The organism is Saccharopolyspora rosea (assembly GCF_025643595.1).
Classification (GTDB): Bacteria; Actinomycetota; Actinomycetes; order Mycobacteriales; family Pseudonocardiaceae; genus Saccharopolyspora; species Saccharopolyspora rosea.
On record NZ_CP102826.1, the window covers coordinates 2,497,571 to 2,522,611 of the forward strand.

Here is a 25,041-nt window from a genome sequence, read left to right on the forward strand (position 1 = left end):
TTATTTGTCCTTCTTGTTTCGTTTGCCACTTTGGTGTTTTGCCGGTCGGATATTTGTCGGTGGTCTCCGGCACGCTTCGGGCATGAGTGCTTCTCGTTGCGGTTGTCGTGATCCGGTGCCGATCAGTTTGGTGGCGCATCAGGTGTTCTGTCCCCGTCGTGCGTGGTTGGAGGCGGCGGGGGAGCGCACCGATACGGCGCAGATGGAGGCAGGACGACTGGAACACGGGCCGGTTGATGACGTATCTGGGTCTCGTGCGCGTCGGGTCCGTGGGTGCGAGGTGGCCAGTGCGGAGCTCGGGGTGGTCGGCCGTTGCGACACGGTGGAGTTCGATGAGCGGGGCGCGGCGACGGTGGTCGAGCACAAGGCGACTCCGGTGCGGAGGCGACCTGAGATCACCGCGCCGATGCGGGTTCAGCTTGCGCTGCAAGTGCTCTCGCTTCAGGAACAGGGGGTCGAGGTCGCTGGCCAGGCGGTGTATTTCACCAACCACCGGATTCGCCGTTCAGTGGTCTTGGGTGACGCCGATTTCGAGGAAGCGCGCCGGTTCGTCCGTCAGACCCGACAGACCGTTGAGGCCGAGTCCGCCCCGCCTCCGTTGGAGGACGATCCACGGTGTGGGCGCTGTTCTCACATTGGCGTGTGCCTGCCCGATGAACGTGCGCTGGAGCCGGTACGTCGTCGCATCGTGGTCGCCGATCCAGATACCCAGGTCCTGCATGTGACCCCGCAGGGAGCGGCTGCGCGGACGCGGGGCGGCCGCGTGGAGATCCTTCACCACGGTGAGAAGATCGGTTCTGTTCCGTTGGAGCGGGTGCAGGCCGTGATCGTGCACGGCAATGTCGATCTCTCCGGTGGGTTGATCCGGGAGTTGTTGTGGCGGTCGCTTCCGGTCGTGTGGTGCTCCAGTACAGGGCGTGTGGTCGGCTGGGCGGTGCCAGCGTCGAGCCCGAACGGCGAGGCGCGGCTGTGGCAGCACGTCGCTTCGGCCGGTGGTCGACTTGATCTGGCGCGTGAGTTCGTCGCCGCGAAGATCGCGAACCAGGCCACCTTGCTGCGACGGCACGGTGAGGCCAGCTTGACCGTGGCGCGGTTGCGGGGTCTTCAGCGCACGGCGACGCGCGTGGAGTCGATCGCGGAGCTGTTCGGCGTCGAAGGCGATGCCGGTGCACGATATTTCGCCGACTTCCCCAGCATGCTTACCACACAGACGCTGTCCGGGCCGGATTCGCCGGCTGTAGTCGACGTCCGGCGAGGGACCCGATCAACGCCGCGTTGAACTTCGCATGCGGTCTGTTGAACAGCGACGTGCTGCGCGCTGCCGCAGCGTGCGGGGGTTGGAGGGCCTGTCAAGTGGTTTGTGTATGCCGGTCGTGTTCGGGTTAGTTAGTTGAGGTAGCCGTCCAGCCGGTCGGGGAAGTGCAACGCCAGGGCGCCGAGTGCTTGTTTCCAGCCGTGGACGGTGGCACCTTCGACCAGGCGTGGTGGCGCGGTGCGCTGGGTAGGCGGTTTGCCTTTGTCTTTGGCCCGCTTGCGAGCGCGTTTGTCCTCGATGTCGCGGATCGCCAGCCACAACAGCCTGATCACTGCATCATCGCTGGGGAAGTGCCCCCGATTCTTGATGATCTTGCGGAGCTGGAAGTTCAACGACTCGATCGAATTCGTGGTGTAGATGATCCGCTGCACCTCGGGCGGGAACTCCAAAAACGGGATGAACCGCTTCCACGCGTTCTCCCAGGTCTTGACTGTCGGCGGGTATTTGCGGCCCAGGTCGGATTCGGCGAACTCCAGCAGCGCGGTCTCGGCCGCTTCCGGGGTGGGGGCGGTGTAGATCGGCTTGAGTGCCGCGGCGACCTTATTGCGGTCGGCATAGGGGACGAACCGCATCGCCGCCCGGATCAGGTGCACGGTGCAGGTCTGCACCGTTGAGGACGGCCAGGTGGCCTCGATCGCCTCGGCCAGGCCGGGTAGCCCGTCGCAACAGACGATGAGCACGTCCTTGACCCCACGGTTGCGCAGCTCGGCGCAGACCCCGGCCCAGAACTTCGCGCCCTCACCGGCCTGGACCCAGATCCCCAGGACGTGCTTGATGCCGTCGAGGTCCACGCCGACGGCGATGTGGGCGTGCTTGTTGCGGACCTGATGGCCGTCGCGGACCTTGACCACCAGCGCATCCAGGTAGACGATCGGGTAGATCTCCTCCAACGGCCGGGACTGCCAGGCGGTGACCTCCTCCAGCACCGCGTCGGTGATCTTCGAGATCGTTTCGTGCGACAGCTCGGTACCGTAGGTGCGCTGCAGGTGATGCTGGATATCGCGCACGGTCATCCCGCCCGCGTACAGCGAGATGATGATCTCGTCCAAACCGCCGGCGCGGCGGGAGCCCTTGGGCACCAGCCGCGGCTCAAACGACCCGTTGCGGTCGCGGGGCACGGCCAGGTCAACGTCGCCGACCTCGGTCGCGATCGTCTTGGTACTGGTGCCGTTGCGGGAGTTCGGGCTGCCACGACCGGCCGCATCGCCCTTCTCATATCCGAGGTGGCCGGTCATCTCGGCCTGCAAACCCCGTTCCAGGACGGCTTTGACCAGCTCGGGCAACAGCCCACCCTGCCCGGTCAACGCCACCCCACCTTCGTCCACTTGGGACATCAGGTCATCGAAGAGGCCAGCCTCGCGATCATCCGGTTGACTGTCTCGCGGGCCGACGGTGACTGCTGTGCGGCGGCCGTCCCCAACGGGTCCTGATCCTGCTGCGCGTCCGTCATGGGCCGTACTCCCATCACAAAGTGATCTCATACACAACCCATCTGGCACGCCCCTGCCAGCGTTCCGATAAGAAAACGGCCGAATCGCCCCGGACGACAACACCGATCAGTCTCCGGTGCTTTTCTGGGTGCCGACGGCCGTCGTGAACGAGCTAGCCGATTTTCACCGCTGTCGACGACTTGGCTGCCGACGACGAAGACACCGGTGCGGGCATGATGAGCGATGCTGAGTACGCCACTGGCACCTTCTACCGCTACACCTCCATCAACCTTACCCGCTTCGCCGAGCTGATCGGCAGCATCGACGACGCACTACGGGTCGTCGACATCTACCTGCGCGCCTTCTGTACGGCCATGCCTACGGGCAAGCAGAGCACCACCGGCGCCGTCACACCGGCCGACCTTGCACTATCCACCTCGGTGACCTCAATCCGTGCGACCTGGGCTTGGGACGGTCCGCGCTCCGGAGGCCAGGCGAGCTGGCCAAGCGCTTCTCCGCACCGGCCGAGCCCATGTCCGAATCCCGGCTGGTCGACGGGCTGCTGATCCCCGGCAAGCCCAGGACGGTCGGCGATCTCACGCGCTTTGTGGAGCGCGTCGAGCAGCAGCGCGAATTGCTCGGTACACAAGCGGATTCGGCGGCTGACGACTACCACGCCCAGGTGGAGCGCATCTTGCGTTTCATCGACGGTGAGTTTCGGGCGTCGAACGGTGAGCTGGTCCACGCCATACCCGCGGAGGGGTCTGACGTCGACGTCTGGATCCTGGGCTCCAGCGCTGGGCCGAGCTCTGCCGCAGCTGGTGCACTCGGCCTGCCGTACGCGGCCAACTATCACGTGAGCCCGTCCACGGTGCCGCCTATCGGGAAGCCTTCGTGGCTTCGGACAAGCTGCATCGGCCCTACGTCGCGGTGTCCGCTGACGTCGTGGTCGCCGACAGCGAAGCTGCCGCGCGTGAGCTCGCGAGCCCGTACGGGCAGTGGGTGTTGAGCATCCGCAGTGGTGAAGGCGCGATCCCCTTTCCGAGCCCGGCGGAAGCGGCTGAGTTCGAGTGGACCGAGGAGTAGCGGTTTTGCTGTCGCCGACAGGCTGGCGACGCAGATCGTCGGATCACCGGAGACCGTGGTGCGGCGCCTGACAGCGCTGCGGGACGCCACCGGCGCTGACGAACTCGTCATCACCACGGTCAACCACGATCACGCGGACCGGGTGCGCTCTTATGAGCTCCTCGCCAATGCATGGGCAGCGGCAGAAAGTCCTCGACGCGCCGAGCCAAGCGGCTCATGACGATCTTTGGGGCGCGTCGAGCAGCGCCGTGGCTGTGGACTGGATGGCTCGGGTGAAGGTGCCTTCGCCGCGGGTGCGCATGTGGCGGATCAGGTCGGCGTCGAAGATCGCCAGGATCGCGTGGCTGAGGAAGTCCGCGTCCAGGTCGGGGCGGTCGGCAGTGATCAGGTTCGCGATGTGCTGGGCCCAGAAGCGGTAGCTGGGGTCTTCGTGCTTGTGGTCCGCGCAGGCTGCCTCGTGGGCTGAGAGCAGGGCGGCGTTCTGCTCGGCGATGTCGGTCAGCTCGCCCAGGAATGCCAGCAACCGCTCGCGGGGAGGTGCACCCGGGCCCAACGGCGGCGGACCGTCGGTGACGTTCTCCCGGAGCGCTCGCGAACGTTCCTGCAGGAGTTCTCGGATCAGGCCCGCGCGGCTGCCGAAGCGGCGGAACACCGTGCCCTTGCCGACGCCCGCCTCCGCCGCGACCGCGTCCAGCGAGACGTGGTCGCCGCCGTGCTTCGCCAGCAGCCGCTCGGCCGCGTGCAGCACCGCTCGGCGGTTGCGCACCGCGTCGGCTCGCTCCTGCTTCGGCACGTTCCCTCCGTTCAACAGGACCGTCGGTCCGTCTACGCTACCGTGAAATAATCGGACTGATGGTCCGGTTGGTCGACTGGAGGGAACATGCGAGCACTCGCCGTCGATCCCGAGGCCCCGGCGCAGCTGCGCCTCACCGAGGTCGCGGAACCGGCGCCCCGTCCCGGTCAGGTGCTGCTCGACGTTCGCCACATCTCGCTCAACCACGGCGAAATCGCGTTCGCCGGACGGCTCGCCCCGGGCACCGGGCACGGCTACGCCGCCGCCGGTGTCGTCGCAAAGGCGACCGATTGTTGCGTCGCGGCGGGTCGGCTGTCCCCGGAGATCGGGGGCGCGGTTCGTGGGAACGCTTCGACGAAGCTGCCGAAGCCCTGCCGCAGCGGCGAGTCGCGGGCAAAGCCGTGCTGGATGTGAGGAGCTGAGGTGCGGATTGGGCTGAGCATCGACGACCGGGGCCTCGCGCACGGCGATCTGGTGGCCGAGCTGCGCGATGCGGCCGAGGTGGGGTTCGCGGGTTTCTGGCTCGGACAGCACACCGCCGGAGACGCCCTCACCTCGCTCGCGGTCGCGGGCAGCGCGGTCGCGGACATCAGGATCGGCACCGCGGTGGTGCCGACCTACCCGCGTCACCCGCTGGCTCTCGCGGCCCAGGCACTGACCGTGCAGGCCGCCACCGGCAACCGGCTCGACCTCGGCATCGGGACGAGCCACCGGGCGATCATCGCGGACCAGCTCGGCTACTCCTTCCACAAACCGGCCCGTCACCTGCGCGAATACCTGACCGCGCTGCGGCCGCTGCTGCGCGGAGAGGTGGTCGACTTCCACGGCGAGACGCTGACCGCCGCCGGGCGGATCGACGTTCCGGGCGCGAGCGCGCCGGCACTGCTGGTCGCGGCACTCGGGCCGGTGATGCTGCGGATCGCGGGAGAGCTGGCGGACGGCACGATCACGGTATGGGCCGGACCGAACGCGCTGGAGAAGCACATCGTGCCGGAGTTGCACCGGGCGGCCGACGATCCGCGGGTGGTCGCGATGGTGTCGGTGTGCGTGACTGCGGACGCGGCGGACGCGCGGGGCCGGTTCGTGGCGCAGTTCGGCGGGGCGGGGAACCTGCCCAGCTACCGGGCGGTGCTGGACCGGGAAGGTGTTGCGGGGCCGGAAGAAGTGGCCGTCATCGGGGACGAGGAGTCCGTCGCGCGCCAACTGCGACGACTCGTGGCGGCGGGAGCGACCGAATTCATCGCAGTCCCCTACGGCACACCGGAAGAACAGCTCCGAACCCGAAACCTGCTGGCAGAGCTGAACACCGCATGAGCCGTGCAGGCGGTGTTCAGCTGGAGAGGGCGTGTTCGGCTCGTTCGTACTGGCTGCGGGGTCGGGACAGCCCGAGGTGGTCGCGCAGTGTGGCGCCGCTGTAGTCGGTGCGGAAGATGCCCCGCTTGCGCAGTTCGGGGACGACGTGGTCGACGAAGGTTTCGAGGCCGGAGGGCAGGACGTCGGGCATGAGGTTGAAGCCGTCCGCGGCTTCGTGGCGGAACCAGTGCTCGATGGTGTCCGCGATCTGTTCCGGGGTGCCGATCGCGTAGCGGTGTCCGCCACCGCCGAGTAGGGCGAGTTCGCGGACGGTCAGCCCGTCGCGGCGGGCGTAGTTGGCCACCGCCCTGGCGAAGCCGCGGGATCCCCGCTTCTCGTCGAGGTTGCGCAGCAGGTGCTCCGGTACGGGTGCGTCGAGGTCGAGCTCGGCGGCGTCGACGCCGAGGTTGAGGGCCAGTCGGGCGATCGCCCATTCCTGACCGCCGAGTTCGTCGAGCTCGGCTTTGCGGTCCCGGGCTTCGGCCTCGGTGGCGGCGATGACCGTGCACAGTCCGGGAAGGATTTTCAGTGTCTCGGGATCGCGGCCGTAGTCGCGGGCGCGCCGCTTCATCTCCGCGTAGAACTGCTTGCCCTCCTCGAAGGTGGTCTGCGCGGCGAACACCGCGTCGGCGGTGCGCGCGGCCAGGCGCTTGCCGGGTTCGGAGCCACCCGCCTGGACGACCACCGGTTGGCCCTGCGGTGAGCGGGGGAGCGGCAGCGGGCCGCGTACCGAGAAGTGCTCGCCCTGGTGATCGATGGTGTGGATGCGGTCCGGGTCGGCGAGGTCTCCCGCCGGGTCGCCGATGAGCGCCGAGTCCTCCCAGGCGTCCCACAGCTTTCGGACGACGTCGACGAACTCCTCGGCACGTCCGTAGCGATCGTCGTGCTCGGGAAGCTCGGGCAGGCCGAAGTTCGGTGCGACCACCGGGTCGTAGGTGGTGACGGCGTTCCACGCGGCGCGTCCACCGCTGACGTGGTCGAGCGAGGAGAACCTGCGTGCCAGGTTGTATGGGTCGTTGAAGGTGGTCGAGGCGGTGGCCACCAGCCCGATCCGCTCGGTGGCCGAGGCGATGCCGGTCAGCAGCACCGTCGGTTCGAGTCCCAGGGTCGGGCGGACGCGGGGATCCTCGCGCAGTCCCGGGATGTCGGCGAGGAAGACGGCGTCCAGCGCACCGCGCTCGGCGATCCGGGCGATGTTGCGGTAGTAGTCGATGTCCAGGTAGGCGAACGGATCGTCGTGCTTGCGCCAGGCGGCGGCGTGGATGCCGGCGTTGTACATGTTCACGCCGAGGTGCAGTTGTCGTTGGTGATTCGGCATGGCTCCCCCCGTCGGGCGGCTGGATATGTCCGATGTGGACAGGTTGTCCGGTCAGGTCGTCGCGGCGACGGGACGGAGCGTTCCGCCGTCCAGCGATGGCAGCCGGTAGGTCTCCGCCGCCAGGTAGGCCGACACCGCGGTCAGCGCCGACAGTCCGGCGAAGAACAGCACGATCAGCCAGGGTGATCCGCCGCCTGCCACCAGCAGCGCGGCCGCGATCAGCGGTGCCAGGCCGCCGCTGACCACGGAGCCGAACTGGTAACCGATGGACGCGCCGCTGTAGCGGACCTTGGTGCCGAACAGTTCGCTGAACCACGCGGCCTGCGGTCCGTACATCGCGTCCTGAAAGACGTTGATCCCGATGACGACCGCGAGAACGACCAGGACCGGCGAGCCCGAGTTCACAGCGAGGAAGTAGGCGGGCAGGAACAGCCCGCCGCCGATCGCCCCGAACAGGTACAGCGGCCGGCGCCCGACTCTGTCCGAGAGCGCGGCCCATGCCGGGGTGCTGACCAGGCCGACCGCCGAGGAGATCAGGATGGCGGTGAGCCCGAGGTCGTTGTGCGTGCCGAAGTGCTGGGCCACGTAGGTCAGCCCGAACGTGGTGTAGATCGAGTAGCCGCCGTTCTGAGACAGCCGCATGCCCGCGGTCAGCCACAGGTTCTTCTGCTGGGTGCGGACGACCTCCAGCAGCGGCCACCGGGCCAGTTCCTGCTGGTCCCGAGCGCGGGCGAAGATCTCGCCGTCGTCGAGCTTGACGCGGATGACCAGCCCGAGCGCGATCAGCACGATGCTGACCAGGAACGGCACCCGCCAACCCCACGCGTCGAAGGCGGAGTCGCCGACCAGCAGCCGGACGGTGGCGAAGCCACCCGAGGCCAGCAGCATGCCCGTCGGGGACCCGACCTGCACCATGCTCCCGTACCAGCCGCGGCGGCCCGGTTTCGCATGCTCGACCGCCAGCAGCGCCGCCCCACCCCACTCGGCGCCGGCCGCCAGGCCCTGCAACAGTCGCACGGCGACCAGCAGCGCGGGGGCGGCGAGTCCGATGTGGACATAGGTGGGCAAGAATCCGATGGCGAGCGTGGCGAAACCCATCATCAGCAGGGACGCGACCAGCATCGGCTTGCGGCCCACCCGGTCCCCGAGGTGGCCCGAGACCAGCGCGCCGACTGGACGGGCGCCGAAACCGGCCGCGAACGTGGCGAACGCGGCCAGCGTGCTGGCGGTCGGGTTGCCCGCCGGGAAGAACAGCCTGTCGAAGACCAGGGCCGTGGCGGTGCCGTAGAGGTAGAAGTCGTACCACTCGATCGTCGTCCCGACGAAGCCGCCGATTCCGGCCTTCGTCGCGGGATTGCGGAAGGTGCGCTCGGGGAAGTGCATCTGTCTGGTCCCTGCGGTCGTGTCGCGTCGGCGAGATGCGTGGACCGGCCGGGCATGCGGGGGCACAGGTTGCAGTGCCGCCGGGGCCGGGTCTTGGAGGTCGTCAGCGCGTCCGAAACATGTTGCGAATCAGCCCGTTGCGACATGCGCAGGTGGTCACACGCGCTAGATCGACGTGGCGACGAGCGATCAGGAGGGGCATGGCGGTGAGTATGTGTCGCGACTGCCCGGTGGACCAGCCCGTCCAGGATCTGGGAGGGGCGTGGGATTTCCGGCACCATCCCACCACGTGGTCGTTGGCTCGTCGGCATTGACAGTGCCAGATCGGGGCTGGCAGTGTCGGCCGCGTGGAAGGGCCGAAACTCTTCATGCGGCTGCACATCGATCTGCGACGTGTGGCCTCCGCTTCCTGTTCGTGACGCGGCCTCCGATCGATTAGGCGCCCTCGTCGGCGGTAAACGATCGCCGCGCGGTCAACCCTCCACTGTGGCTGGATACCAACCTTTTCCTCGCGTGCCGGCTGCGGCCGAACGGGTCGTGCACGTCCGGCGGCGGAACCGTCGTCCACGATTCCAGGGAGCAGAGCGTGACCCAATCGACCTCGGTCCCGGCGCGGAGCTCTTCCCGCGATCCGTACGAGGACATCGCAGGGCGCTTCCGCCCGCTGTTCACGCGGATCGCCGCCACCGCCGTCGAACGTGATCAGCAGCGCAAGCTCCCCTTCGACGAAGTCGAGCAGCTCGCCCGTGCCGGTATCGGCGCTCTGCGTCTGCCGGTGGAGCACGGTGGTGGTGGGGTGACGTTGGTCGAGCTGTTCCGCTTGTTGGTCGAGCTGGCCGAGGCGGACCCGAACTTCCCCCAATTGCTGCGCGCGCACGTCATCTTCACCGAAACCCTGCTGTGCCAGGATGATTCGACGCAGCGGGACCGCTGGTTCCGGCGGATCGCCGGAGGCGCTCTGCTGGGCAACGCGATCAGCGAACGCGGATCGGCCGGTGTCGGCAGGGTGAGCACCACGCTGGCGGAGCGGGGTGACCGTCTCGTGCTCAACGGAACCAAGTACTACACGACCGGCAGCCTGTTCGCGGACTGGATCCAGGTGACCGCGGAACGGGAGTCCGGCGAGCCGGTGCGTGTGGTCGTCCCCGCGTCGGCTCCCGGCGTGTCGCAGTACGACGACTGGGACGGCTTCGGGCAACTGACCACGAGCAGCGGCACCATCGAGTTCACCGATGTGGAAGTCGCGGCCGAGGACGTGACGCCGGAGGAGTCGGGGCGGGCGTTCCGGCCGTCGGTGGCCCAGCTCGTGCTGCTGGCGTGCCTGGTCGGCATCGCGCGCAACGCTGCGTGGGACGCTGCCGCCTTCGTTCGCAAGCGGCGGCGCACCTACAGCCACGCCAGCGCTGCGCTGCCGAAGGACGACCCGCTGGTGCAGCAGCTGGTGGGTGGCCTGCACAGCACGAGTTTCGCGGCCGAGGCCACGTTGCTGGCCGCGGTCGCCTCGCTGGAGCGAGCGCAGCAGGCGATCCGCTGCGGCGATCCGGCTGAAGACCTCCTGGACCGCGCCGAGATCGACGTGTCGCAGGCCCACGTCGTCATCGCCGAGCAGGTGCTCGCCGCCATCAACCGGGTCTTCGATGTCGGAGGCGCCTCGATCGTCGGCCGCGAGCTCGGCCTCGACCGGCACTGGCGCAACGCGCGCACCATCGCGGTGCACAACCCGGTGCTGTACAAGGCGCGCGGAATCGGGGATTGGGCGATCAACGGCGCGGATCCGATCTACCGCTGGACACCGGGAACGGTCTCCGGCTGAGCAACCCGGTGTCCGATGTGGATCGATCATGACGACGTGGAGGAACGTTGGCTTCGGAACCGTTGCGGAAGCTCGGGTTCTTGACCATCGGGTTGTTCGACGAGGCAGATCCTCGCCGGGGCCACGTGTCGACGTTGGAGATCATCGAGCTGGGGGAGCGGCTGGGGTTCGACAGTGCCTGGGTGCGGCACCGCCATCTGCAGTACGGCATTTCGTCTCCGGTGGCGGTGCTCGCGGCGGCTTCGCAACGCACCTCTCGCATCGAACTAGGCACCGCGGTGATCCCGCTGGGTTGGGAGAATCCGCTGCGGTTGGCCGAAGACTTGGCCACTGTCGACGTCCTGTCCGGCGGGCGCCTGAACCCGGGGGTCAGCGTCGGCCCACCGATGCATTACGACCAGGTCAAGCAGGCGCTCTACCCCGATACCGCCGATGCTGAGGATTTCGGGCACGACCGCGTGCGACGGCTGCTGAGCTTCGTGCGTGGCGAGCCGGTCACCGACTTCAGGGGTACGGAGGGGTTCGAGGAGTTCTCCGACCGGGTCCAGCCACATTCCCCAGGGCTGGCGCGCCGCCTGTGGTATGGCGGCGGCAGCTTGGGGTCGGCCCGCTGGGCGGGCGAGCACGGCATGAACTTCCTGACCAGCAGTGTCGTCAAAGCCGAGGAATCCGAGGATTTCGCCGAGATCCAGCTGTCCCTCATCCGGATCTTCCGGGCGCATCATCCGGATGGCGACCAGGCCCGGGTTTCGCAGGGACTCGTCGTCATCCCCACCGACAGCGCCACGCCTGAGCAGCGCGCGAAGTACGAGGCGTACGTCCGGCGGCGGACACCGCGTACGACGACCCCGCAGGGACCTGGACGGTTGATGTTCGCGCCCGACTTGATCGGTACGTCCGCGCAGATAGCCGAGAAGCTGCACGCCCACGCCGCGTTCCGGGAGGTCACCGAGGTCGCGTTCGCCCTGCCGTTCACCTTCGACCACGCCGACTACGTCCAGATTCTCACCGACATCGCCACCAAGCTCGGCCCGGAGCTCGGTTGGCAGCCCAGGTGAGCCCAACGTGTCCACAGACGGTCGCCGGCTCGGGGCCCGGGCGCCGATCCGCACGAGTTCGAGGAGTTTCCGATGACCGTGGATCCGTCAGGACGAGGCCGACCGCGGAGAGCGGCATGATCGGCCGAGCACCGACATGGTCGAGGAGAGCCGGCGCGGATGGGGTTGCCTCCGCTGATCACTGGTATTCGGCGAGGATCTTGGTGAACTCGTACGGTTGCTGGTCGATGCTGCTGCACTTGCCGTCCGCCCAGCCTCCGGGCGCGGTGCAGACCCGGTCGCGGTTGAGCGACCAGTAGGAGAACCGGCCGATCTGGTGCTGCTTGGCGTAGTCCAGCAGGGCGCGGAAGGTGTCCGGGGTGAACAGCTCACTGGGCTGGTCGGTGTGCCCGTTCATGAGGATGATGCCGGTGCGCGCGTAGGCCGCCCCGTCGTCGAACTCGGGGTGCAGCGCGCGAAGCTGCTTGTGGAATGCCTCGGCGACCGAGATCGCGCTGTTGGCCATGTCCTGACCGGGTCCGCCGTAGTCGAAGTCCATGATCTTGAACAGGTCGATTTCGGCGCCCATGTCCTTGGCTCGCTGGATCTCGGCCTTGCCCGCATCGTTGAGGCCGACGGTGGTCATCGGCAGCGTCAGCGTGACGTGCAGGTCGGGTTTGTGCTGCCGGAGCAGCTTGATCGCCTCGAAGCGCTTGGTTTCGTTGGGCACGTCGCCGAGGTCGTCGCCCTCGATGTCGAGGTCTATGTGCGAGAGCCCGTACTTGTCGATCACGGATTGGTAGGCGCTGGCGAGTGCGGCGGCGTCCGGGCACGCCTTCGCGAGCTCGATGCCGTTGTAGCCGCCGAAGGAAACCGACACGTCACCGCCTGCAGCGTGCACGGCGTCGGCCTTGGCCTTGACGGCGGTGTCGCTTGCGACCTCCTGGCCGGGCTTGCCGTCCCAGGTCGGGCGGCAGCTTCCGGCATCGGGTGCGAGGACGAACGCGAAGATGTAGTCCTTCTGGCCGCTGGACTTGATCGCCTCGGCGATGTCTTGCGGGTCGTTGTCCAGGGGCATGTAGTAGGGCGCGGCGTGCAGCTGGCCGGGTGCGGCCTGCGCCGCCGGGGCCTCGGCGAACGGCAGCATCAGTAGGCCTGCCAGCAGTGCGCTCCATCGGGTCGGTCTCGCCTTCAAAGGGGGACTCCCTTCTGCTGGCCCGGTCTGCGACCGGGCACAGTGCGATCAGGAGATCCGGAACGCGGCGCGCTCGGCCCGGACTTCGTGCTGCGGAGATCTCCGTTACCGGGGCAAGAACGTATGCGGCGCAGATCACACAGTCAATGGGTCTAGACCAAATTGGCGAGAGTTCGCAACGCAATTCGAAGAGCCAGGCGCCGCTGGCCGGGCACGCTGGGCAGCGGGTTCCCAGCGGAGCGGACGAGTGTCGGCTACGGCCAACGCCTTGAGGCGTGCCGCCGAACGCGAGTTGGCCGCCGGATGAGACGTTCTTTTTACGGTGTCGCGCATAGGGCGAACGCGCGACAACGGCCCTTCGTCGGTCGGCGCCATCCGGTTCGGGGATCGACCCGACGCCGTCGCAGCCGGTGCGAGTGCGCGTGGCCTTGGGTGAAGCAAGCGCCAGGGTTCGACAACCGGCTGCGTCGATCTCGCGACAGCCGTGACGAGCTCGTCGGTTCAGCGGTCGAGGAGCACCGCCCCGCGGTCGGCATCGGCACCGGCCGGATCACCCAGGATGCCATTGGGACTCATCTTGTCCACTGTGGATCAGTTCACATGACCGCCTCGGTCTGCAGTGGTCCGGCGGTGATGCGCAGGGTCTTGATGTGCATCGGGTCCTCGTCGTCGAGGTAGAAGATGTGCATGAACGGGGCGCGCACGACGTTTTCCGGTTCGGTCTTCTTCGCCATGGTCGCTTCGCCGCGCAGCAAGCAGACGCCGTCGGGCGCGGTCCAGAATTCGAGCACCTCGTGGGTGATGTTCAGCGGTTCGTCGATCTTGACGAAGAACGCCTTGATCGCCTCGACGCCGACCACGTGCGCGGTCCCGAAGTGCATTTCGGTGTCATCGGTCATGTGCGCGAACCCGTCGCCGAAGGACAGGGTGTCGATCTCGCTCATGATTTGCAGTACCCATTCCGGCGGAGCGGTGGGTGTTGCGGTGCGCATCATCGTTTCGTCCCTTTCAGGCCGCAGTGGCCACGTCGGTGAGGAAGGCGTCGATTTCGGCGTTGACCTCGGCGGGGTTCTCCCGGGCGGCGAGGTGTCCGGTGTGCAGGAGAACGCGGAAGGTGCTGCCCTTGATCGCGTCGGCCATCTTCCGGACCACGTGCACGGGGAACTGGCTGTCCTCTTCGCCGGCGATGATGAGGACCGGGATGTCGGCGGGGATGGTGGCCAGCCTGCGGTGTTCGTCCTTGCGTCCGATGAGGATGCTGCGCAGCGCCCACGCCACGGACTTCGGGTCGTCGCCCAGGACGAAGTTGGTGAATTCCAGGAACTCCGGGTTGGACGCTTCGGCGGTGGGTCCGGCGAAGGCGCCGCGGGCGGCTTTGGCGGCGAGCGGGGGCATCTTCGCGTGCAGCGAGAGGTAGGTGGCCAGTCCGGTCGCCCAGATGCTTTCGAACATCGTCGGCAACGAGGCGGTGCAGTTGATGCCGACGGCCGCCGCGGTCCGTTCGGGGTAGTAGGCCGGGAACACTCCGGCGAGCATGCCGCCCCAGCTGTTGCCGACCAGCACGCACTTGTCGATGTCCAGGGCGTCCAGAACTTCCACCAGCGCGTCGGCGCAGTCCTTGAGGTCGATGATCTTCCGGAGCGCGTCGGACTTGCCGTGTCCGGGGCTGTCGATGAGCACCATGCGGTGGGTGGAGGCGAAGTGCTCGTACTGGTACCGCCACATGGTCCCGTCCATCATCAGGCTGGGCCAGCACACCATGGCCGGGCCGTCGGCGCGGCCTCCCGCTCGCACGTTGATCAGTCCGAGCGAGGTCGGGATCAGCTTTTCGGTGACGTCGTCGAGCCAACTCGTTGTCGCCATGACCGGTCCTTTCAAGCGGGGCGAGCGGAAGCGGTCCGCTCGCCTAGTAGCGTACTGCTACTAGTAGCAAAATGCTACTAATGCTCCTCCTTCTCGGTCGGCAGCGGCTTGAGAGCGGATGCCTCGATGGGCCGATGACAGCTGCTGCACGCGAGGTACGGCTCGGTCTCCTCCCCGCAGGTGGCGTGCAGCAGTGGCCGCTCGTCGAGTCCCAGGCCGCCCGCTTGGCTCTCCGCCCAGCGGGTGACCGCGACGATGGCCGGCACGACCAGCTCGCGCGCGGCTTCGGTGAGGTGGTACTCGTACCAGGGCTTGTCGGGTCGATACGCCCGCTTGTCCAGTAGGCCCAGTTCGGTGAGGTCGCCCAGCCGTGAGGTGAGCATGGTCGCGGAGATCCCCAGCGTGCGCTTCAGTTCGCCGAACCGGCGCACGCCGAAGAACACCTCGCGCAGGATCTGGTAGTTCCAGCGCTCCGAGATCGCCGCGAGAAACGCTTGCCCGTGCCGGAAGCTGACATGTTCGGTGCGCTCGGTCATCGCAAACCCTCCTGGTACTAATTTGCTACTAGTCTAGCTCTAGTACCGACGGTTTTCGGGGAGGGAGTCAGCCGTGGGTGGGGGTCGGAGCGCCAACGGCGCACGAGGCCGGGAGCCGGGTCCACGTTCTCGACCGTGTCGCCGGACCAGGTGATCGTCTCCTGGCCGGCTGGCACCGCGGTCGTCGGAACCGTCGGCCAGCGACCTCGTCGATCAGGCGTGGTCCCCAATTCCCATTCGGCCCGGAGTTGGTCTCGGCCACGTGCAGGAACGACCGTTCGTTGCCTGGCCGATCCGGCGGGCCAGGTGCCTGTGGTGGCCGCGCAGCGATTCGCCCACCGGGTCGTCGAGTGCGGCGGCATCGCGGTGGGCCACTGCGTCGTGCCTTCCCGTGGTGCGCGTGGCTGGTTGGGGTTCTCACTCGGTGAGTTCTACCTCCGTGCGCAGTGGGAGGTCGAGGACCGATGGGCCGACCAGGACGTCGAATGTTCCCGGTTCGTGGTGCCAACCGGTGTCCTGCCAGTCGGCGAAAGCGCGGCGCGGTAGTGGCAGGACGACCTCCGCGATCGCCCCGGCGTCGGCGTGGACGGGGCTGAAGGAGGCGAGCCAGCGCGTCGGACGATCAACCGCGCTGTCGGGGCGTGCGAGGTAGACCTGGACGACCTCCTTGCCCGGGCGCGAACCGGTGTTGCGCACCCGTGCGCGGATCTCGCCGTCGGTGCCGGCGGACGGGGCGCGCAGGACGTCGACGTCGAGGTACTCCCACGTGGTGTACCCGAGCCCGTGGCCGAACGGGAACGCCGGTGTCGTACCGGCTTTCAGCCACGCCCGGTATCCGATGTGGACACCTTCGGCGTAGGTGAGCCTGCCGTCGACCGGTGTCACGTCCAGCACCGGGACGTCCTCGGTGCGCTGCGGCCAGGTCGTCGGCAGTCGGCCGCCCGGTTCGGCGTGGCCGAGGAGCACGTCGGCGAGCGCGTGGCCCATCTCCTGGCCGCCGAAGTAGCTGATCAGCACCGCCGACACCTCGTCGCGCCACGGCAGCAGCACCGGCGAGCCGGCGTTGACCACCACGACGGTCGGTGTCCCGGTCCGCGCGACGGCGCGCACCAGCTCGTCCTGCCGACCGGGCAGGGTGAGCTCGGTGCGGTCGAAGCCCTCGGATTCGACCTGGGCGTTCGTGCCGACCACGACGACGGCGACCTCGGCGTCCGCGGCCGCCCGCGCGGCCTGCGCGATGCGCTCGTCGGGGAGCGCGTCGTCCGGTTCCAGCCCGATCGCGATCGCGAAGGCCGAACCCGTGCTGGTGTCGCGGGAACCCAAGTCGTACTCGACCCGCACGTCAACCGGCCGCCCGGCCGTGACCTGGACCGGAACGGACGCGGCAGGCGGGGACAGCAGCGCGGCGCCGAGATCGCGCCCGACGGCCTCCGCGGTCTCCTCGGCGATCAGCCGGCCGTCGAGGTGGATGCGGGCGCGACCGACGGCGGCGAACCCGAACCGCACCTCGCCGGTGACCTCCGGAGTCCAGGTGGTGGACAGCTCCACCACGTCGGCGGTGCCGACCGGGGCATCGCCGCCGAAGTAGGTCAGCGCGGTGGCGCGCCGGTCCTCGCGGAACAGCTCCGCGCCGGCGGCATCGAGGAACCGCACGAGCATGCCGCGCTCACCGGTGGCCGGATTGGTGATCGTCTCCAACGGGAGCTCGGCGATGCCCTGCTGGACGACCGCGCCGAGCGAATAGCTGACCTCGGCTTCGGGTAAGGCTCGGCGCAGTCCTTCCAGCGGGCTCACGACTCCCTCCGGCACGACCGTGGCCGAGCCGCCGCCCTGGGTCCGCGCGTGGTGCGCGTTGTGCCCGATGACCGCGATCCTGCGCAGGTCCGGGCGCAGCGGCAGGAGCCCGTCGTTGGTCAGCAGGACCGATCCGGCCGCGGCCGCCTCGCGGGCGAAGGCGACGCCGTCCACGGCCTGCGGTGTGGCGGGCTCGAATCCCTCCAGCGCGCCGACCCGGGCGGCCAGCAGCAACAACCGGCGCACTTTGCGATCCACTGTGGACTCCGGGATGCGTCCGCCGCGCACCGCCTCGACGAGCGCCGGTCCCCACGGCCCGTGCGGGCCGGGCATCACCAGGTCCTGCTCGGCCTCGGCGGCGGCCAGGCTGCGCACCGCCGTCCAGTCGCTGATCACGACGCCGTCGAAACCCCACTCCGAGCGCAGCGGCGTGTCCAGCAGCTCGCTCTCGGTGGCGGTGACGCCGTTGATCGCGTTGTAGGACGACATGACCAGCCACGCGCCGGCCTCCACCACGGCCTTCTCGAACGCGGCGAGGTAGAGCTCGCGCAGCGCCCGGTCGGACACCTCGGTGGAGGCGGTGAACCGCTCGGTCTCGTAGTCGTTGGCCACGTAGTGCTTCGGCGTGGCGCCGACCCCGTTGTCCTGCACGCCCGCGACGTAGGCGGCGGCGAGCTCGGCGGTCAGCAGCGGGTCCTCGCTGAACGCCTCGAAGTGCCGGCCGCCGAGCGGCGAGCGGTGCAGGTTGATCGTCGGCCCGAGCACGACGTCCACGCCCTTGTGCCGGGCCTCGGCCGCGGCGACCGCACCGTAGCGGCGTGCCACCGCGGTGTCCCAGGTGGACGAGAGCGCGGTCGCCGAGGGCAGGTTCAGCGACGGGTCGCGCTCGTCCCAGAACTCCCCGCGCACCCCGGAAGGACCGTCGGAGAACAGCATCCGCCGCAGTCCGATCTTCTCCAACGGCCAGGTCGTCCAGAAGTCCCGTCCGGTCAGCAGCCGGACCTTCTCCTCCAGCGACAGCCGAGCGACCAGCTCGTCCAGCGATCCGAGGTCGGTGATCACGTGCGCCCTCCCATGGTGATCAGCGTACGCCGAGCGCTTCGTCGCGTCGGCGGGACAGTTCGGTCTCCACCCGCTGCGCATCGCGCGGGTAGGTCGCGTGCAGCGCGGTCAGCAGCACGCCGTTGACGAGCATGAGCGCCACCAGCGTCCACAGGAACACGGTCTGGACGCCCAGCGATGCCGCGAAGTGCCCGGCGCCGAGGGAGAACAGCGCCCACGCGATCGTCTCGAAGACCGTCACGAAGATCGCGAAAGCGTGACCGCGCAGCTCCGGCAGCACGACCGCGGCCACGACCGGCCGGTTGATCGGCGGGTTCATCCCCTGCAGCGCTCCGAGCAACGCCCAGAACACGCAGTACACCCCGATTCCGGGATAGCTGAACTGGGTGGCCAGGAATGCGGTGGCGGCGAACAGGACCTGCACGGCCTGCAGGCAGCCGACGCGACCGCGGCGCGGTGCCAGCCGGTCGACCAGCCGCACCAGCCAGCCCGACCCGACAGTGCCGGCGAAGTAGCCGAGCCCGAACGGGACCAGCACCGTCGCGGCGACCGCGTTGCTGAATCCGCGCTCGACCACCAAGAACTGCACGCCGAAGATCGGCACCAGCAGGTGTCCGGACAGCAGCCGCGACACCATCATCAGCGAAAACGTCGGGATGCGGAACAGCGACAGCACCGTGCGAGGGCTCACCGTGGTGCGCACCCGGTGGCGATCGTCGAGATCGGCCAGCTGCTTCTCGGCGGCCCCCACTCCGGGGTCGCGGAACAGCACCGCGACCGCGAGTCCGGCCAGCACGCAGCACGCGCTGATCGTCCACATGCCGTAGCGCCAACCGTCGGTGAGCCCGGTGAACAGCGCGACCAGCTGCCCGAGCACCGAGCCGAACAGCTGCGCGGAGCCGTAGAGCAGGCCCACCGCCTGGCCGCGGCGGCGGTCGTCGACGAGTCGGTGATGATCGTGTTCGCCAGCGGCGAGCCGCCGATCAGCGCACCGGCCATCAGCGTGCTGAACACCAGCAGCTGCGCGAAGTTCTGCGCGCACCCCGCTGCCACGCCGAAGAGTCCGCCGAGCACGGTGCTGGCGACCAACCCGCCGCGGCGGCCGATGCGCCCGGCCAGTCACACCCACGCGGGCCCGGCCGGTACCGCGACCAGTTTGCCCAGCGCGGCGACCACCCCGAGATGCCCGCTGCCCAGGCGCAGCGCCGCGGCGATCGAGGGGAACAGGGTGGTCACCACGCCGGCCTCGGTGGTGTCGATCATGATGCCGGAAAGCGTCGCGAGGTTCCGCCAGCGGTGCGCGACCGGGGCGTGCTCCGGTGGGGCGGTAGTACCGGATGACGTTGTGGATTCCACTGTGGACTCCTGTCGTCGTTGTCAGGATCCGGTGGGATGTTCAGCCGAGTTCGTCGGCGAGCGCGCGCAGCGTCGCGGCGGAGATCACGGCGTGCCTGGCCAGGTCGAGCAGCGTCGTGGTCGGTGGCAGGCCGAGCGTCTCGGTGCGGCAGATTTCGGGCAGGTGGCGTTCCAGCGCCGCCCGAGCCGCGTTGTTGCCCAGCAGCTCGCCCACCGGGGTGGTGGCCGCCGGGGGCAGGTCCTGCTCGCGCGGCAGCGGCTCGGCGATCTCGGCGGCGCGTGCGGCGTGCTCGGCGACGAGCAGGTGTTCGGGACCGGGGGCGCGGTCGTGGGGGAGGTCCAGCCGCTCGAATTGGCTCGTCGGCGCGTCCGATTCCCGGAGCAGCGACGTCAGCAGGTGCAGCATCCGCAGCTCGACGTCCGGGTCGTCCAGCGGCTGCTGCTGGTGCGCGTCTTCCCGCAGGTCGAACAGCAGCGTGCCGTGCCGCCACGAGCTCAGCCAGCCCGCGCTGGTGGGGATGCGCATGGTGCGCAGTCCCTTGGTGAACGAGAACGGTTCGCACGGCTGCCATTCGGCGAGTTCGTCCGGGTCGAACCGGCTGCGCATGTGCGTGGGCATCAGCGTGTGCTCCTCCAGCGGCGCGTTGGCCGGACCCGTGCAGGAGCGCATGTAAACGTACCGGCCGTCGGTAACGTTGACGTGTCCACCGTGGATGTCGAACAACGCCCCCGAGCGGATTTCGCCGTCATGGTCGAGGATCTGCGCCAGGTCGTGTCCCTGGATGTCCGGTGTGGTGTGCAGCTCGCGGCGGGCGGGGATGCACGGCAGCGAACCCGCGCGGAAGTTGTCGAACACCACGCTGCGCCGCGCCAGTCGCTGGAAGTTCGGCGCCTGCACGAAGGTTCCGCCGTACGGCGGGAGCATGTGCCGGTTGAGGCTGTCGAACATGAGCATGATCGCCCGCATGGGTCCTCCAAGGGAAGGTTTCAGCGCGCGAGCAACTGCTCGCGCAACCGTTCGCAGGCCGCGACGTGCGCATCGATCGCCGCGGCACCGGTGCGGTGCTCCCACTCGCCGACCAGGTCCGCCAGTTCGGCGTCGAACGGCAACTCGGGGGCGCGGTCCCGGCTGCGGTCGCGGTGGCGGAACCGGGCGATCTCCGCGCGCCGGGTGGAGATCTCGGTGTCGAGTAGGGCGATGACCTCCTGCGTGGACAGGAAACCGGCGAAGCTGAGCCGACCCCACAACTCCGAGTCCTGGAACCGGGTCGGTGGCTGGTACGGGCCCTTGAGCCAGTCCAGGAACACCGTCGCGCCGGCCTCGGCGACGTAGTAGCGCTTGGCGTCGCGCGCACCCGGGCGCGGCTCGACCTCGTGCTCGACCCAGCCGTCCCGCTCCATCGTGGACAGCGAGCGGTACACCTGGCTCATCTGCGTGTTGGAACGCAGGAACCGGCCGAAGGTGTCCAAGTACTTCTTGAGGTCGTAGCCGGTGCTCGCCCGTTGCAGCAGCACGCCGAGCAGGAGGTGTTCGAGCCTCACGCCCCACCCCCTCACCGCGGCCGAACGCGTCCCTGTGACGTGCGGAATACCATGACACTTGTGGAATGGTTGGTCAACCTTCTCCGGCGGTCGGCCGTGTGGTGAGCCGTTGCGAAGTGTTCACCGTGACGACAACCGGATGTGGTTTCCGATCTTCCGCGTCCGGTGAGGGTGCTCGATCGGTGTTTTCGAGCTGGGAGGTGTGGGGCTTTGGCACCGATGGAGCCGGAGCACCGGTCGAGCCGGGGTGAGCGGTTCACCGCCGTGACGACCGGGATGCTGGTGGCGCTGGTGCCGGTGTTGGCGATGCGGGGCGATTCCCCGCTCGACATCGGCGATGTCGGCGCGGTGCGCCCGCATGTCCCCGCGGCGCCGAACGGGCCCGAACCGCCCGACGGCGTCGGGGCGGACGGGCACCTGCCCACCGACCAGCTCAGCCCGGAGTTCTTCGCGGATCTGCGCGGCGAAGGCGACATCGCGCGCAACGCCGGCCCGCTGGCGCGGACTCCCGCGGGAACGCTCGGGATCCCCGGTGTCGTGCTGGCCGCCTACCAGCGCGCGGAGCAGACGTTGGCCCGCACGAATCCGGGGTGCGGTCTGCACTGGTCGGTGTTGGCGGGCATCGGCCGCATCGAGTCCAACCACGCCCGCTCGGGGCGGGTCGACGCGGCGGGCAGGACGTTCACCCCGATCCTGGGGCCGCGACTGTCCGGTGGGCCGGGAATCGCGGCGATCGCCGACACCGACGGCGGACGTCTGGACGGCGACGTGGTGTGGGACCGCGCGGTGGGCCCGATGCAGTTCATCCCGAGCACGTGGCGCGCGTACGCGCCCGCCGGCGCCGACCCGAACAACGTCTTCGACGCGGCTTTGACGACCGGCCGGTACCTGTGCGCCGGCGGGGGCGACCTGCGCGACCGCCGCCGGCTGGCAGCCGCGATCTTCCGCTACAACCCGTCCGAGGCGTACGTGCGGGCGGTGCTGGCGTGGGCTGATGCCTACGCGCGCGGGGTGGTGGCCACGGCGGGTGCGCCGCCGGGAGCGCCCGACGACGCCGTTTCCCTGGCGTCGATGCCTGCCGGTGCTCCCATCACGGCAGCAGCCGCACCGCCCGCGACCGCTGCGGTGCCAGGAGCACCCGCTCCCGGACCGGGCCCCGCTCCCGGACCGGGCCCCGCTCCCGGACCGGGCCCCGCTCCCGGACCGGGCCCCGCTCCCGCCGCGGCCGCGCCGGCACCGCCGCGGCCGGCTCCTCGCCCGGCCCCAGCACCTGCTCCCGCGCCAGCGCCTGCTCCGGCGCCGGCTCCAGCACCAGCACCCGCTCGGACCACGCCGCCTCCGGCACCGTCGACGCGTCAACCGCCACCGCCGCCCCCGGCAACGACCCAGCCGCCGCCTCCACCGCCTCCGACCAGCTCGGCACCGCCCCCGAGGACGTCGAGCCCGCCCACGCCCGAGACGACGACCTCGCCCACACCGACCGCCTGAGCGCGCGCCGGGCGGGTGGGGCGTGCCACGGCTTCCGATCCGGACGGCTGTGGCCGGGCCATACCGGCGCGGGGCCGGTGCGCGGTCGAAACTCCGCCGCATCGGGCGGGATCGCCCACCGCGCCACCACCCGTCCGTCCGCAGAGGACACCGAGGGGAGTTCGCGAGTGGCCGGCCGGTGATCTGGTGGCTTCCGGTCGTCCACCGTTTCCCGAAGGTTCAGCCGGCGTCCCCGCCCGGGCCGCCAGCGCTGCTTATGTTCCTCATCTGTCACGGAGGAAGGGGACCATGGACGGAACGCTCGCGGTGCGGGCTCGTGGGATCACCAAGTGTTTCGGCGATGTCGTCGCGCTCGACGGCATCGATCTGGATGTGGCACCGGGGCGGATCCACGGGTTGGTCGGGCCGAACGGTGCAGGCAAGACGACCTTGCTCGGGCTGCTGCTGGGCTTGGCCGTCGCCGACAGCGGCAGTCTCGACATCCTCGGTAGGCCGGTCGGGCGCGCGCTCGCCGCTCCCGATGCCGTCGCGGGTTTCGTCGACGGTCCCGGCCTCTACCCCTCGCTCACGGCCAAGCAGAACCTGGCGGCGCTGGCCGCACTTCGCGGCCGCGACTCGGCAACGGCCGGCGTCGAAGACGTGCTCGGCCAGGTCGGGCTCACCGATGTCGCCGATGAGCTGGTCCGCGGCTTCTCCCTCGGCATGCGCCAACGCCTCGGGCTCGCCGCGGCCCTGCTGACCAAGCCCCGCCTGCTGGTGCTCGACGAGCCGTCCAACGGCCTGGATCCGGCGGGAAAGCAACACGTGCACGGCGTGCTGACCCACCTCGCGGACGGCGGAACCTCCGTCGTGCTTTCGAGCCACCGCATGGACGACGTCGACGCGCTGTGCTCCGAGGTCACCATCATCGCCACCGGTCGCGTCGTCTTCTCCGGCTCGCCGAGCGAGCTCGCCGCGGAGGACCGCGGACTCGACTACCGGCTCCGCACTTCCGACCCGGAGGCGGCCCGCCGGCTGGCCACCGACACGGCCGGCATCGCCGTCGTCGACGACGCCGGGGCACGACAGGAGGTCCTGGTGGTGCGCGCGATGCTTCCCGCCCTCGACGAGCTGGTGGTGCGGCTCGTGCAGGCCGGCGTCGCGGTGCGTGAGCTGGCGCCGGTGGTGTCCCCGCTTGAGGCCGCGTTCCTCGCCCTCACCGAGCAGCAGGAGTCCAGTCGATGATCGCGACCTTCGCCGATGTCCCCGTTGCCGGGACCCGCCCCGTTCCGGTGGTCCGCTGCTGCCGCTTCGAGCTGGTCAAGCTGCTCTCGCAGTGGCGGGTCCGGTTGTTGGTGCTCGCCAGCTGGGTCGCGCCGGCGCTGTTCGTTGCCGGGGTGGGCCAGCAGAGCTCGCTACCGGTCGACACGCTCTTCGGTCGGTGGATGAACGCCACGGGGTGGGCCGGACCGCTGGTGGTGCTCGGTTTCGCGGGCACCTACGCGCTGCCGCTGGTGACCTCGCTGGTGGCCGGTGACGTGTTCGCTTCCGAAGACCGGCTCGGCACCTGGCGGCACCTGCTGGTGGCGGTTCGTTCGCCGCGGCGGATCTTCGTCGCGAAGGTGCTGGCCAGCCTCGTCGTGCTCCTGGTGATCGTGGCCGGGCTGGCCGTTTCCAGCGCGGTCGGCGGGCTCGTGGCGGTGGGCGATCGGGAGCTGGTGGGGCTCGACGGCCACCTGCTGGCGCCGACGGATGCCGCCGGGAACGTACTGCTCGCGTGGATGTGCGTGCTCGCACCGACCTTCGCCCTGGCCTCGATCGGACTGCTCGGGTCCGTCGCATGGGGACGGTCCCCGATGGGACTGCTGCTGCCCATCGTCGTCGCCCTGGTCATGCAGCTGGTCCAGCTGCTGCCGGTGCCCGTCGCGGTGCGCCTCGCCCTGCCCAGCTACGCCTTCATCGCGTGGAACGGTCTGTTCACCATCCCGGCGCAACTCGGGCCGCTCCTGGTCGGCATCGCCGTCAGTCTGATGTGGACGGTAGTGGCGACCGCCTTGGCCTACCTGCTCTTCGTGCGGCGGGATTTCACGAACCACGCGCACGACGGGTCCGGGCGCCGCGCGATCACCGTCGGCCTGCTGCCGCTCGTCGGGCTGTTCGCCGTCACCACCGCGGTCGTGACCCCGGCGACCGGAGCCACGGGGTCCGGGATCGAGCAGGACGAGGTGCAGAGCTCGGTCGCCACCGCATTCGCGCACCTCTACCGGCTGCAGACCCACCAGCTGCACCGACCCGACGTCACCGAGGCGCAGTTGCGGGCCACGGCGGCGTGCAACAAGGGCGGCGGCCAGGCCGCCCCGCGGGGGGCGGGCGACGACTGGCGGTGCGTCGTCTCCTGGCACCTCCCCGACGTCGAGGCCGTGGGGACGGCCATCTACCAGCTCGACGTCACCGCAGACGGGCGGTTCGTCGCCGACGGCGACGGTCCGAAGGAAGTGAACGGCTACTTCCAGGTGCGCACCCCGGCCGGGGACGCGCCGAACCCGCTCTGGCAGTTCGACGGCAACGTCGAACTGCTGCCCGCCTCGTGAAGGGACAACCCAGAATGCAGGTAAGACGCCGCAGGCGGAGTGCCGCGAAGGACCGTTCCGGCCTTCTCGGGCGCCGCGTCGGCCGCCGGACAACCCTGGTCACGGCC

General features: G+C 69.3%; 25 protein-coding genes. 12 read left to right on the plus strand and 13 right to left on the minus strand.

The window, feature by feature from the left end:
• Nucleotides 1-82: 82 nt before the first annotated feature.
• Together cas1 and NV263_RS30685 are read left to right on the plus strand one after the other, a co-directional pair.
• Nucleotides 83-1,279, plus strand: coding sequence for a CRISPR-associated endonuclease Cas1 (gene cas1 / locus NV263_RS11550; RefSeq protein WP_263252908.1), 1,197 nt, complete (start codon nt 83-85; stop codon nt 1,277-1,279).
• The gene (locus NV263_RS30685) at nt 1,264-1,386 is read left to right on the plus strand and encodes a hypothetical protein (protein ID WP_397545632.1); all 123 of its coding nucleotides are present in this window, start codon (nt 1,264-1,266) and stop codon (nt 1,384-1,386) included. The genes cas1 and NV263_RS30685 overlap by 16 nt, the downstream gene beginning before the upstream one ends.
• Here NV263_RS30685 and NV263_RS11555 read toward each other — a convergent pair whose 3' ends face one another.
• Nucleotides 1,387-2,649 (minus strand): IS256 family transposase, encoded by a 1,263-nt coding sequence (locus tag NV263_RS11555; RefSeq protein WP_263252910.1) that lies wholly within the window; start codon nt 2,647-2,649, stop codon nt 1,387-1,389.
• Between the two features lie 275 nt (nt 2,650-2,924).
• Here NV263_RS11555 and NV263_RS11560 point away from each other — a divergent pair, with 275 nt between their 5' ends.
• A complete protein-coding gene (locus NV263_RS11560) occupies nt 2,925-3,311 on the plus strand; it encodes a type I-E CRISPR-associated protein Cas7/Cse4/CasC (protein WP_263254163.1) in 387 nt (128 codons plus the stop codon).
• Nucleotides 3,312-3,639: 328 nt separating this feature from the next.
• Nucleotides 3,640-3,831, plus strand: coding sequence for a hypothetical protein (locus NV263_RS11565; protein ID WP_263252912.1), 192 nt, complete (start codon nt 3,640-3,642; stop codon nt 3,829-3,831).
• Nucleotides 3,832-4,045: 214 nt separating this feature from the next.
• On the opposite strand, the gene NV263_RS11570 is transcribed toward NV263_RS11565, so the two are convergent.
• Nucleotides 4,046-4,624 carry a TetR/AcrR family transcriptional regulator gene (locus NV263_RS11570; RefSeq protein WP_263252914.1) on the minus strand — a complete coding sequence of 193 codons (579 nt, stop codon included), beginning with the start codon at nt 4,622-4,624 and terminating at the stop codon, nt 4,046-4,048.
• An 87-nt stretch (nt 4,625-4,711) separates the two neighbouring features.
• Between NV263_RS11570 and NV263_RS11575 the strand changes: the two genes are divergently transcribed.
• Together NV263_RS11575 and NV263_RS11580 are read left to right on the plus strand one after the other, a co-directional pair.
• A complete protein-coding gene (locus NV263_RS11575; RefSeq protein ID WP_263252916.1) occupies nt 4,712-5,038 on the plus strand; it encodes an MDR/zinc-dependent alcohol dehydrogenase-like family protein in 327 nt (108 codons plus the stop codon).
• Nucleotides 5,039-5,047: 9 nt separating this feature from the next.
• The gene (locus tag NV263_RS11580) at nt 5,048-5,938 is read left to right on the plus strand and encodes a TIGR03564 family F420-dependent LLM class oxidoreductase (RefSeq protein WP_263252918.1); all 891 of its coding nucleotides are present in this window, start codon (nt 5,048-5,050) and stop codon (nt 5,936-5,938) included.
• Between the two features lie 16 nt (nt 5,939-5,954).
• Here the strand turns inward: NV263_RS11580 and NV263_RS11585 are convergent, their stop codons facing one another.
• Both NV263_RS11585 and NV263_RS11590 read right to left on the minus strand, forming a co-directional pair.
• A complete protein-coding gene (locus NV263_RS11585; RefSeq protein WP_263252920.1) occupies nt 5,955-7,295 on the minus strand; it encodes an LLM class flavin-dependent oxidoreductase in 1,341 nt (446 codons plus the stop codon).
• Nucleotides 7,296-7,346: 51 nt separating this feature from the next.
• Entirely contained in the window at nt 7,347-8,678 is a 1,332-nt protein-coding gene (locus tag NV263_RS11590; RefSeq protein ID WP_263252921.1) for an MFS transporter, read from the minus strand.
• A 368-nt stretch (nt 8,679-9,046) separates the two neighbouring features.
• Between NV263_RS11590 and NV263_RS30690 the strand changes: the two genes are divergently transcribed.
• From NV263_RS30690 to NV263_RS11600, 3 genes are all read left to right on the plus strand, one after another.
• Complete coding sequence (locus NV263_RS30690) at nt 9,047-9,097, plus strand: putative leader peptide (RefSeq protein WP_380758474.1); 51 nt, start codon at nt 9,047-9,049, stop codon at nt 9,095-9,097.
• Nucleotides 9,098-9,264: 167 nt separating this feature from the next.
• Complete coding sequence (locus NV263_RS11595; RefSeq protein ID WP_263252923.1) at nt 9,265-10,491, plus strand: acyl-CoA dehydrogenase family protein; 1,227 nt, start codon at nt 9,265-9,267, stop codon at nt 10,489-10,491.
• Between the two features lie 80 nt (nt 10,492-10,571).
• A complete protein-coding gene (locus tag NV263_RS11600; protein ID WP_380758463.1) occupies nt 10,572-11,549 on the plus strand; it encodes an LLM class flavin-dependent oxidoreductase in 978 nt (325 codons plus the stop codon).
• A 178-nt stretch (nt 11,550-11,727) separates the two neighbouring features.
• Here the strand turns inward: NV263_RS11600 and NV263_RS11605 are convergent, their stop codons facing one another.
• The 9 genes from NV263_RS11605 to NV263_RS11645 form a co-directional block, all read right to left on the minus strand.
• Nucleotides 11,728-12,675, minus strand: a complete 948-nt coding sequence (locus tag NV263_RS11605) for a chitinase (RefSeq protein ID WP_263252927.1) — start codon at nt 12,673-12,675, stop codon at nt 11,728-11,730.
• A 644-nt stretch (nt 12,676-13,319) separates the two neighbouring features.
• The gene (locus tag NV263_RS11610) at nt 13,320-13,667 is read right to left on the minus strand and encodes a nuclear transport factor 2 family protein (protein WP_263252929.1); all 348 of its coding nucleotides are present in this window, start codon (nt 13,665-13,667) and stop codon (nt 13,320-13,322) included.
• A 64-nt stretch (nt 13,668-13,731) separates the two neighbouring features.
• Nucleotides 13,732-14,586, minus strand: coding sequence for an alpha/beta fold hydrolase (locus tag NV263_RS11615; protein ID WP_263252930.1), 855 nt, complete (start codon nt 14,584-14,586; stop codon nt 13,732-13,734).
• Between the two features lie 77 nt (nt 14,587-14,663).
• Entirely contained in the window at nt 14,664-15,122 is a 459-nt protein-coding gene (locus NV263_RS11620; RefSeq protein WP_263252932.1) for a winged helix-turn-helix transcriptional regulator, read from the minus strand.
• A 417-nt stretch (nt 15,123-15,539) separates the two neighbouring features.
• Nucleotides 15,540-17,978: a beta-glucosidase family protein gene (locus NV263_RS11625; protein ID WP_263252934.1), complete on the minus strand. Its 2,439-nt coding sequence runs from the start codon at nt 17,976-17,978 to the stop codon at nt 15,540-15,542.
• A gap of 19 nt (nt 17,979-17,997) precedes the next feature.
• Nucleotides 17,998-19,107, minus strand: a complete 1,110-nt coding sequence (locus tag NV263_RS11630) for an MFS transporter (RefSeq protein WP_317630416.1) — start codon at nt 19,105-19,107, stop codon at nt 17,998-18,000.
• On the minus strand, nt 19,098-19,241 hold the full coding sequence (locus NV263_RS11635) for a hypothetical protein (protein WP_263252937.1): 144 nt from the start codon (nt 19,239-19,241) through the stop codon (nt 19,098-19,100). Before NV263_RS11635 ends, NV263_RS11630 begins: the two co-directional genes overlap by 10 nt.
• A gap of 133 nt (nt 19,242-19,374) precedes the next feature.
• A complete protein-coding gene (locus NV263_RS11640; RefSeq protein WP_263252939.1) occupies nt 19,375-20,301 on the minus strand; it encodes an alkaline phosphatase family protein in 927 nt (308 codons plus the stop codon).
• Between the two features lie 20 nt (nt 20,302-20,321).
• A complete protein-coding gene (locus NV263_RS11645; RefSeq protein WP_263252941.1) occupies nt 20,322-20,876 on the minus strand; it encodes a PadR family transcriptional regulator in 555 nt (184 codons plus the stop codon).
• A 219-nt stretch (nt 20,877-21,095) separates the two neighbouring features.
• Between NV263_RS11645 and NV263_RS11650 the strand changes: the two genes are divergently transcribed.
• From NV263_RS11650 to NV263_RS11660, 3 genes are all read left to right on the plus strand, one after another.
• Nucleotides 21,096-22,364, plus strand: coding sequence for a lytic transglycosylase domain-containing protein (locus tag NV263_RS11650; protein ID WP_263254164.1), 1,269 nt, complete (start codon nt 21,096-21,098; stop codon nt 22,362-22,364).
• A gap of 288 nt (nt 22,365-22,652) precedes the next feature.
• Complete coding sequence (locus tag NV263_RS11655) at nt 22,653-23,588, plus strand: ABC transporter ATP-binding protein (RefSeq protein ID WP_263252942.1); 936 nt, start codon at nt 22,653-22,655, stop codon at nt 23,586-23,588.
• Complete coding sequence (locus NV263_RS11660; RefSeq protein ID WP_263252943.1) at nt 23,585-24,934, plus strand: ABC transporter permease; 1,350 nt, start codon at nt 23,585-23,587, stop codon at nt 24,932-24,934. The genes NV263_RS11655 and NV263_RS11660 overlap by 4 nt, the downstream gene beginning before the upstream one ends.
• Nucleotides 24,935-25,041 lie beyond the last annotated feature (107 nt).

Excerpts from the sequence above, each read along its gene's own strand:
- cas1 (WP_263252908.1), top strand. The coding sequence starts at position 83 with ATGAGTGCTTCTCGTTGCGGTTGTCGTGATCCGGTGCCGATCAGTTTG.
- NV263_RS11555 (WP_263252910.1), bottom strand. The coding sequence starts at position 2,649 with ATGTCCCAAGTGGACGAAGGTGGGGTGGCGTTGACCGGGCAGGGTGGG.
- NV263_RS11575 (WP_263252916.1), top strand. The coding sequence starts at position 4,712 with ATGCGAGCACTCGCCGTCGATCCCGAGGCCCCGGCGCAGCTGCGCCTC.
- NV263_RS11585 (WP_263252920.1), bottom strand. The coding sequence starts at position 7,295 with ATGCCGAATCACCAACGACAACTGCACCTCGGCGTGAACATGTACAAC.
- NV263_RS11590 (WP_263252921.1), bottom strand. The coding sequence starts at position 8,678 with ATGCACTTCCCCGAGCGCACCTTCCGCAATCCCGCGACGAAGGCCGGA.
- NV263_RS11605 (WP_263252927.1), bottom strand. The coding sequence starts at position 12,675 with ATGCTGCCGTTCGCCGAGGCCCCGGCGGCGCAGGCCGCACCCGGCCAG.
- NV263_RS11610 (WP_263252929.1), bottom strand. The coding sequence starts at position 13,667 with ATGAGCGAGATCGACACCCTGTCCTTCGGCGACGGGTTCGCGCACATG.
- NV263_RS11615 (WP_263252930.1), bottom strand. The coding sequence starts at position 14,586 with ATGGCGACAACGAGTTGGCTCGACGACGTCACCGAAAAGCTGATCCCG.
- NV263_RS11620 (WP_263252932.1), bottom strand. The coding sequence starts at position 15,122 with ATGACCGAGCGCACCGAACATGTCAGCTTCCGGCACGGGCAAGCGTTT.
- NV263_RS11635 (WP_263252937.1), bottom strand. The coding sequence starts at position 19,241 with ATGATCGACACCACCGAGGCCGGCGTGGTGACCACCCTGTTCCCCTCG.
- NV263_RS11640 (WP_263252939.1), bottom strand. The coding sequence starts at position 20,301 with ATGCGGGCGATCATGCTCATGTTCGACAGCCTCAACCGGCACATGCTC.
- NV263_RS11650 (WP_263254164.1), top strand. The coding sequence starts at position 21,096 with ATGGAGCCGGAGCACCGGTCGAGCCGGGGTGAGCGGTTCACCGCCGTG.
- NV263_RS11655 (WP_263252942.1), top strand. The coding sequence starts at position 22,653 with ATGGACGGAACGCTCGCGGTGCGGGCTCGTGGGATCACCAAGTGTTTC.
- NV263_RS11660 (WP_263252943.1), top strand. The coding sequence starts at position 23,585 with ATGATCGCGACCTTCGCCGATGTCCCCGTTGCCGGGACCCGCCCCGTT.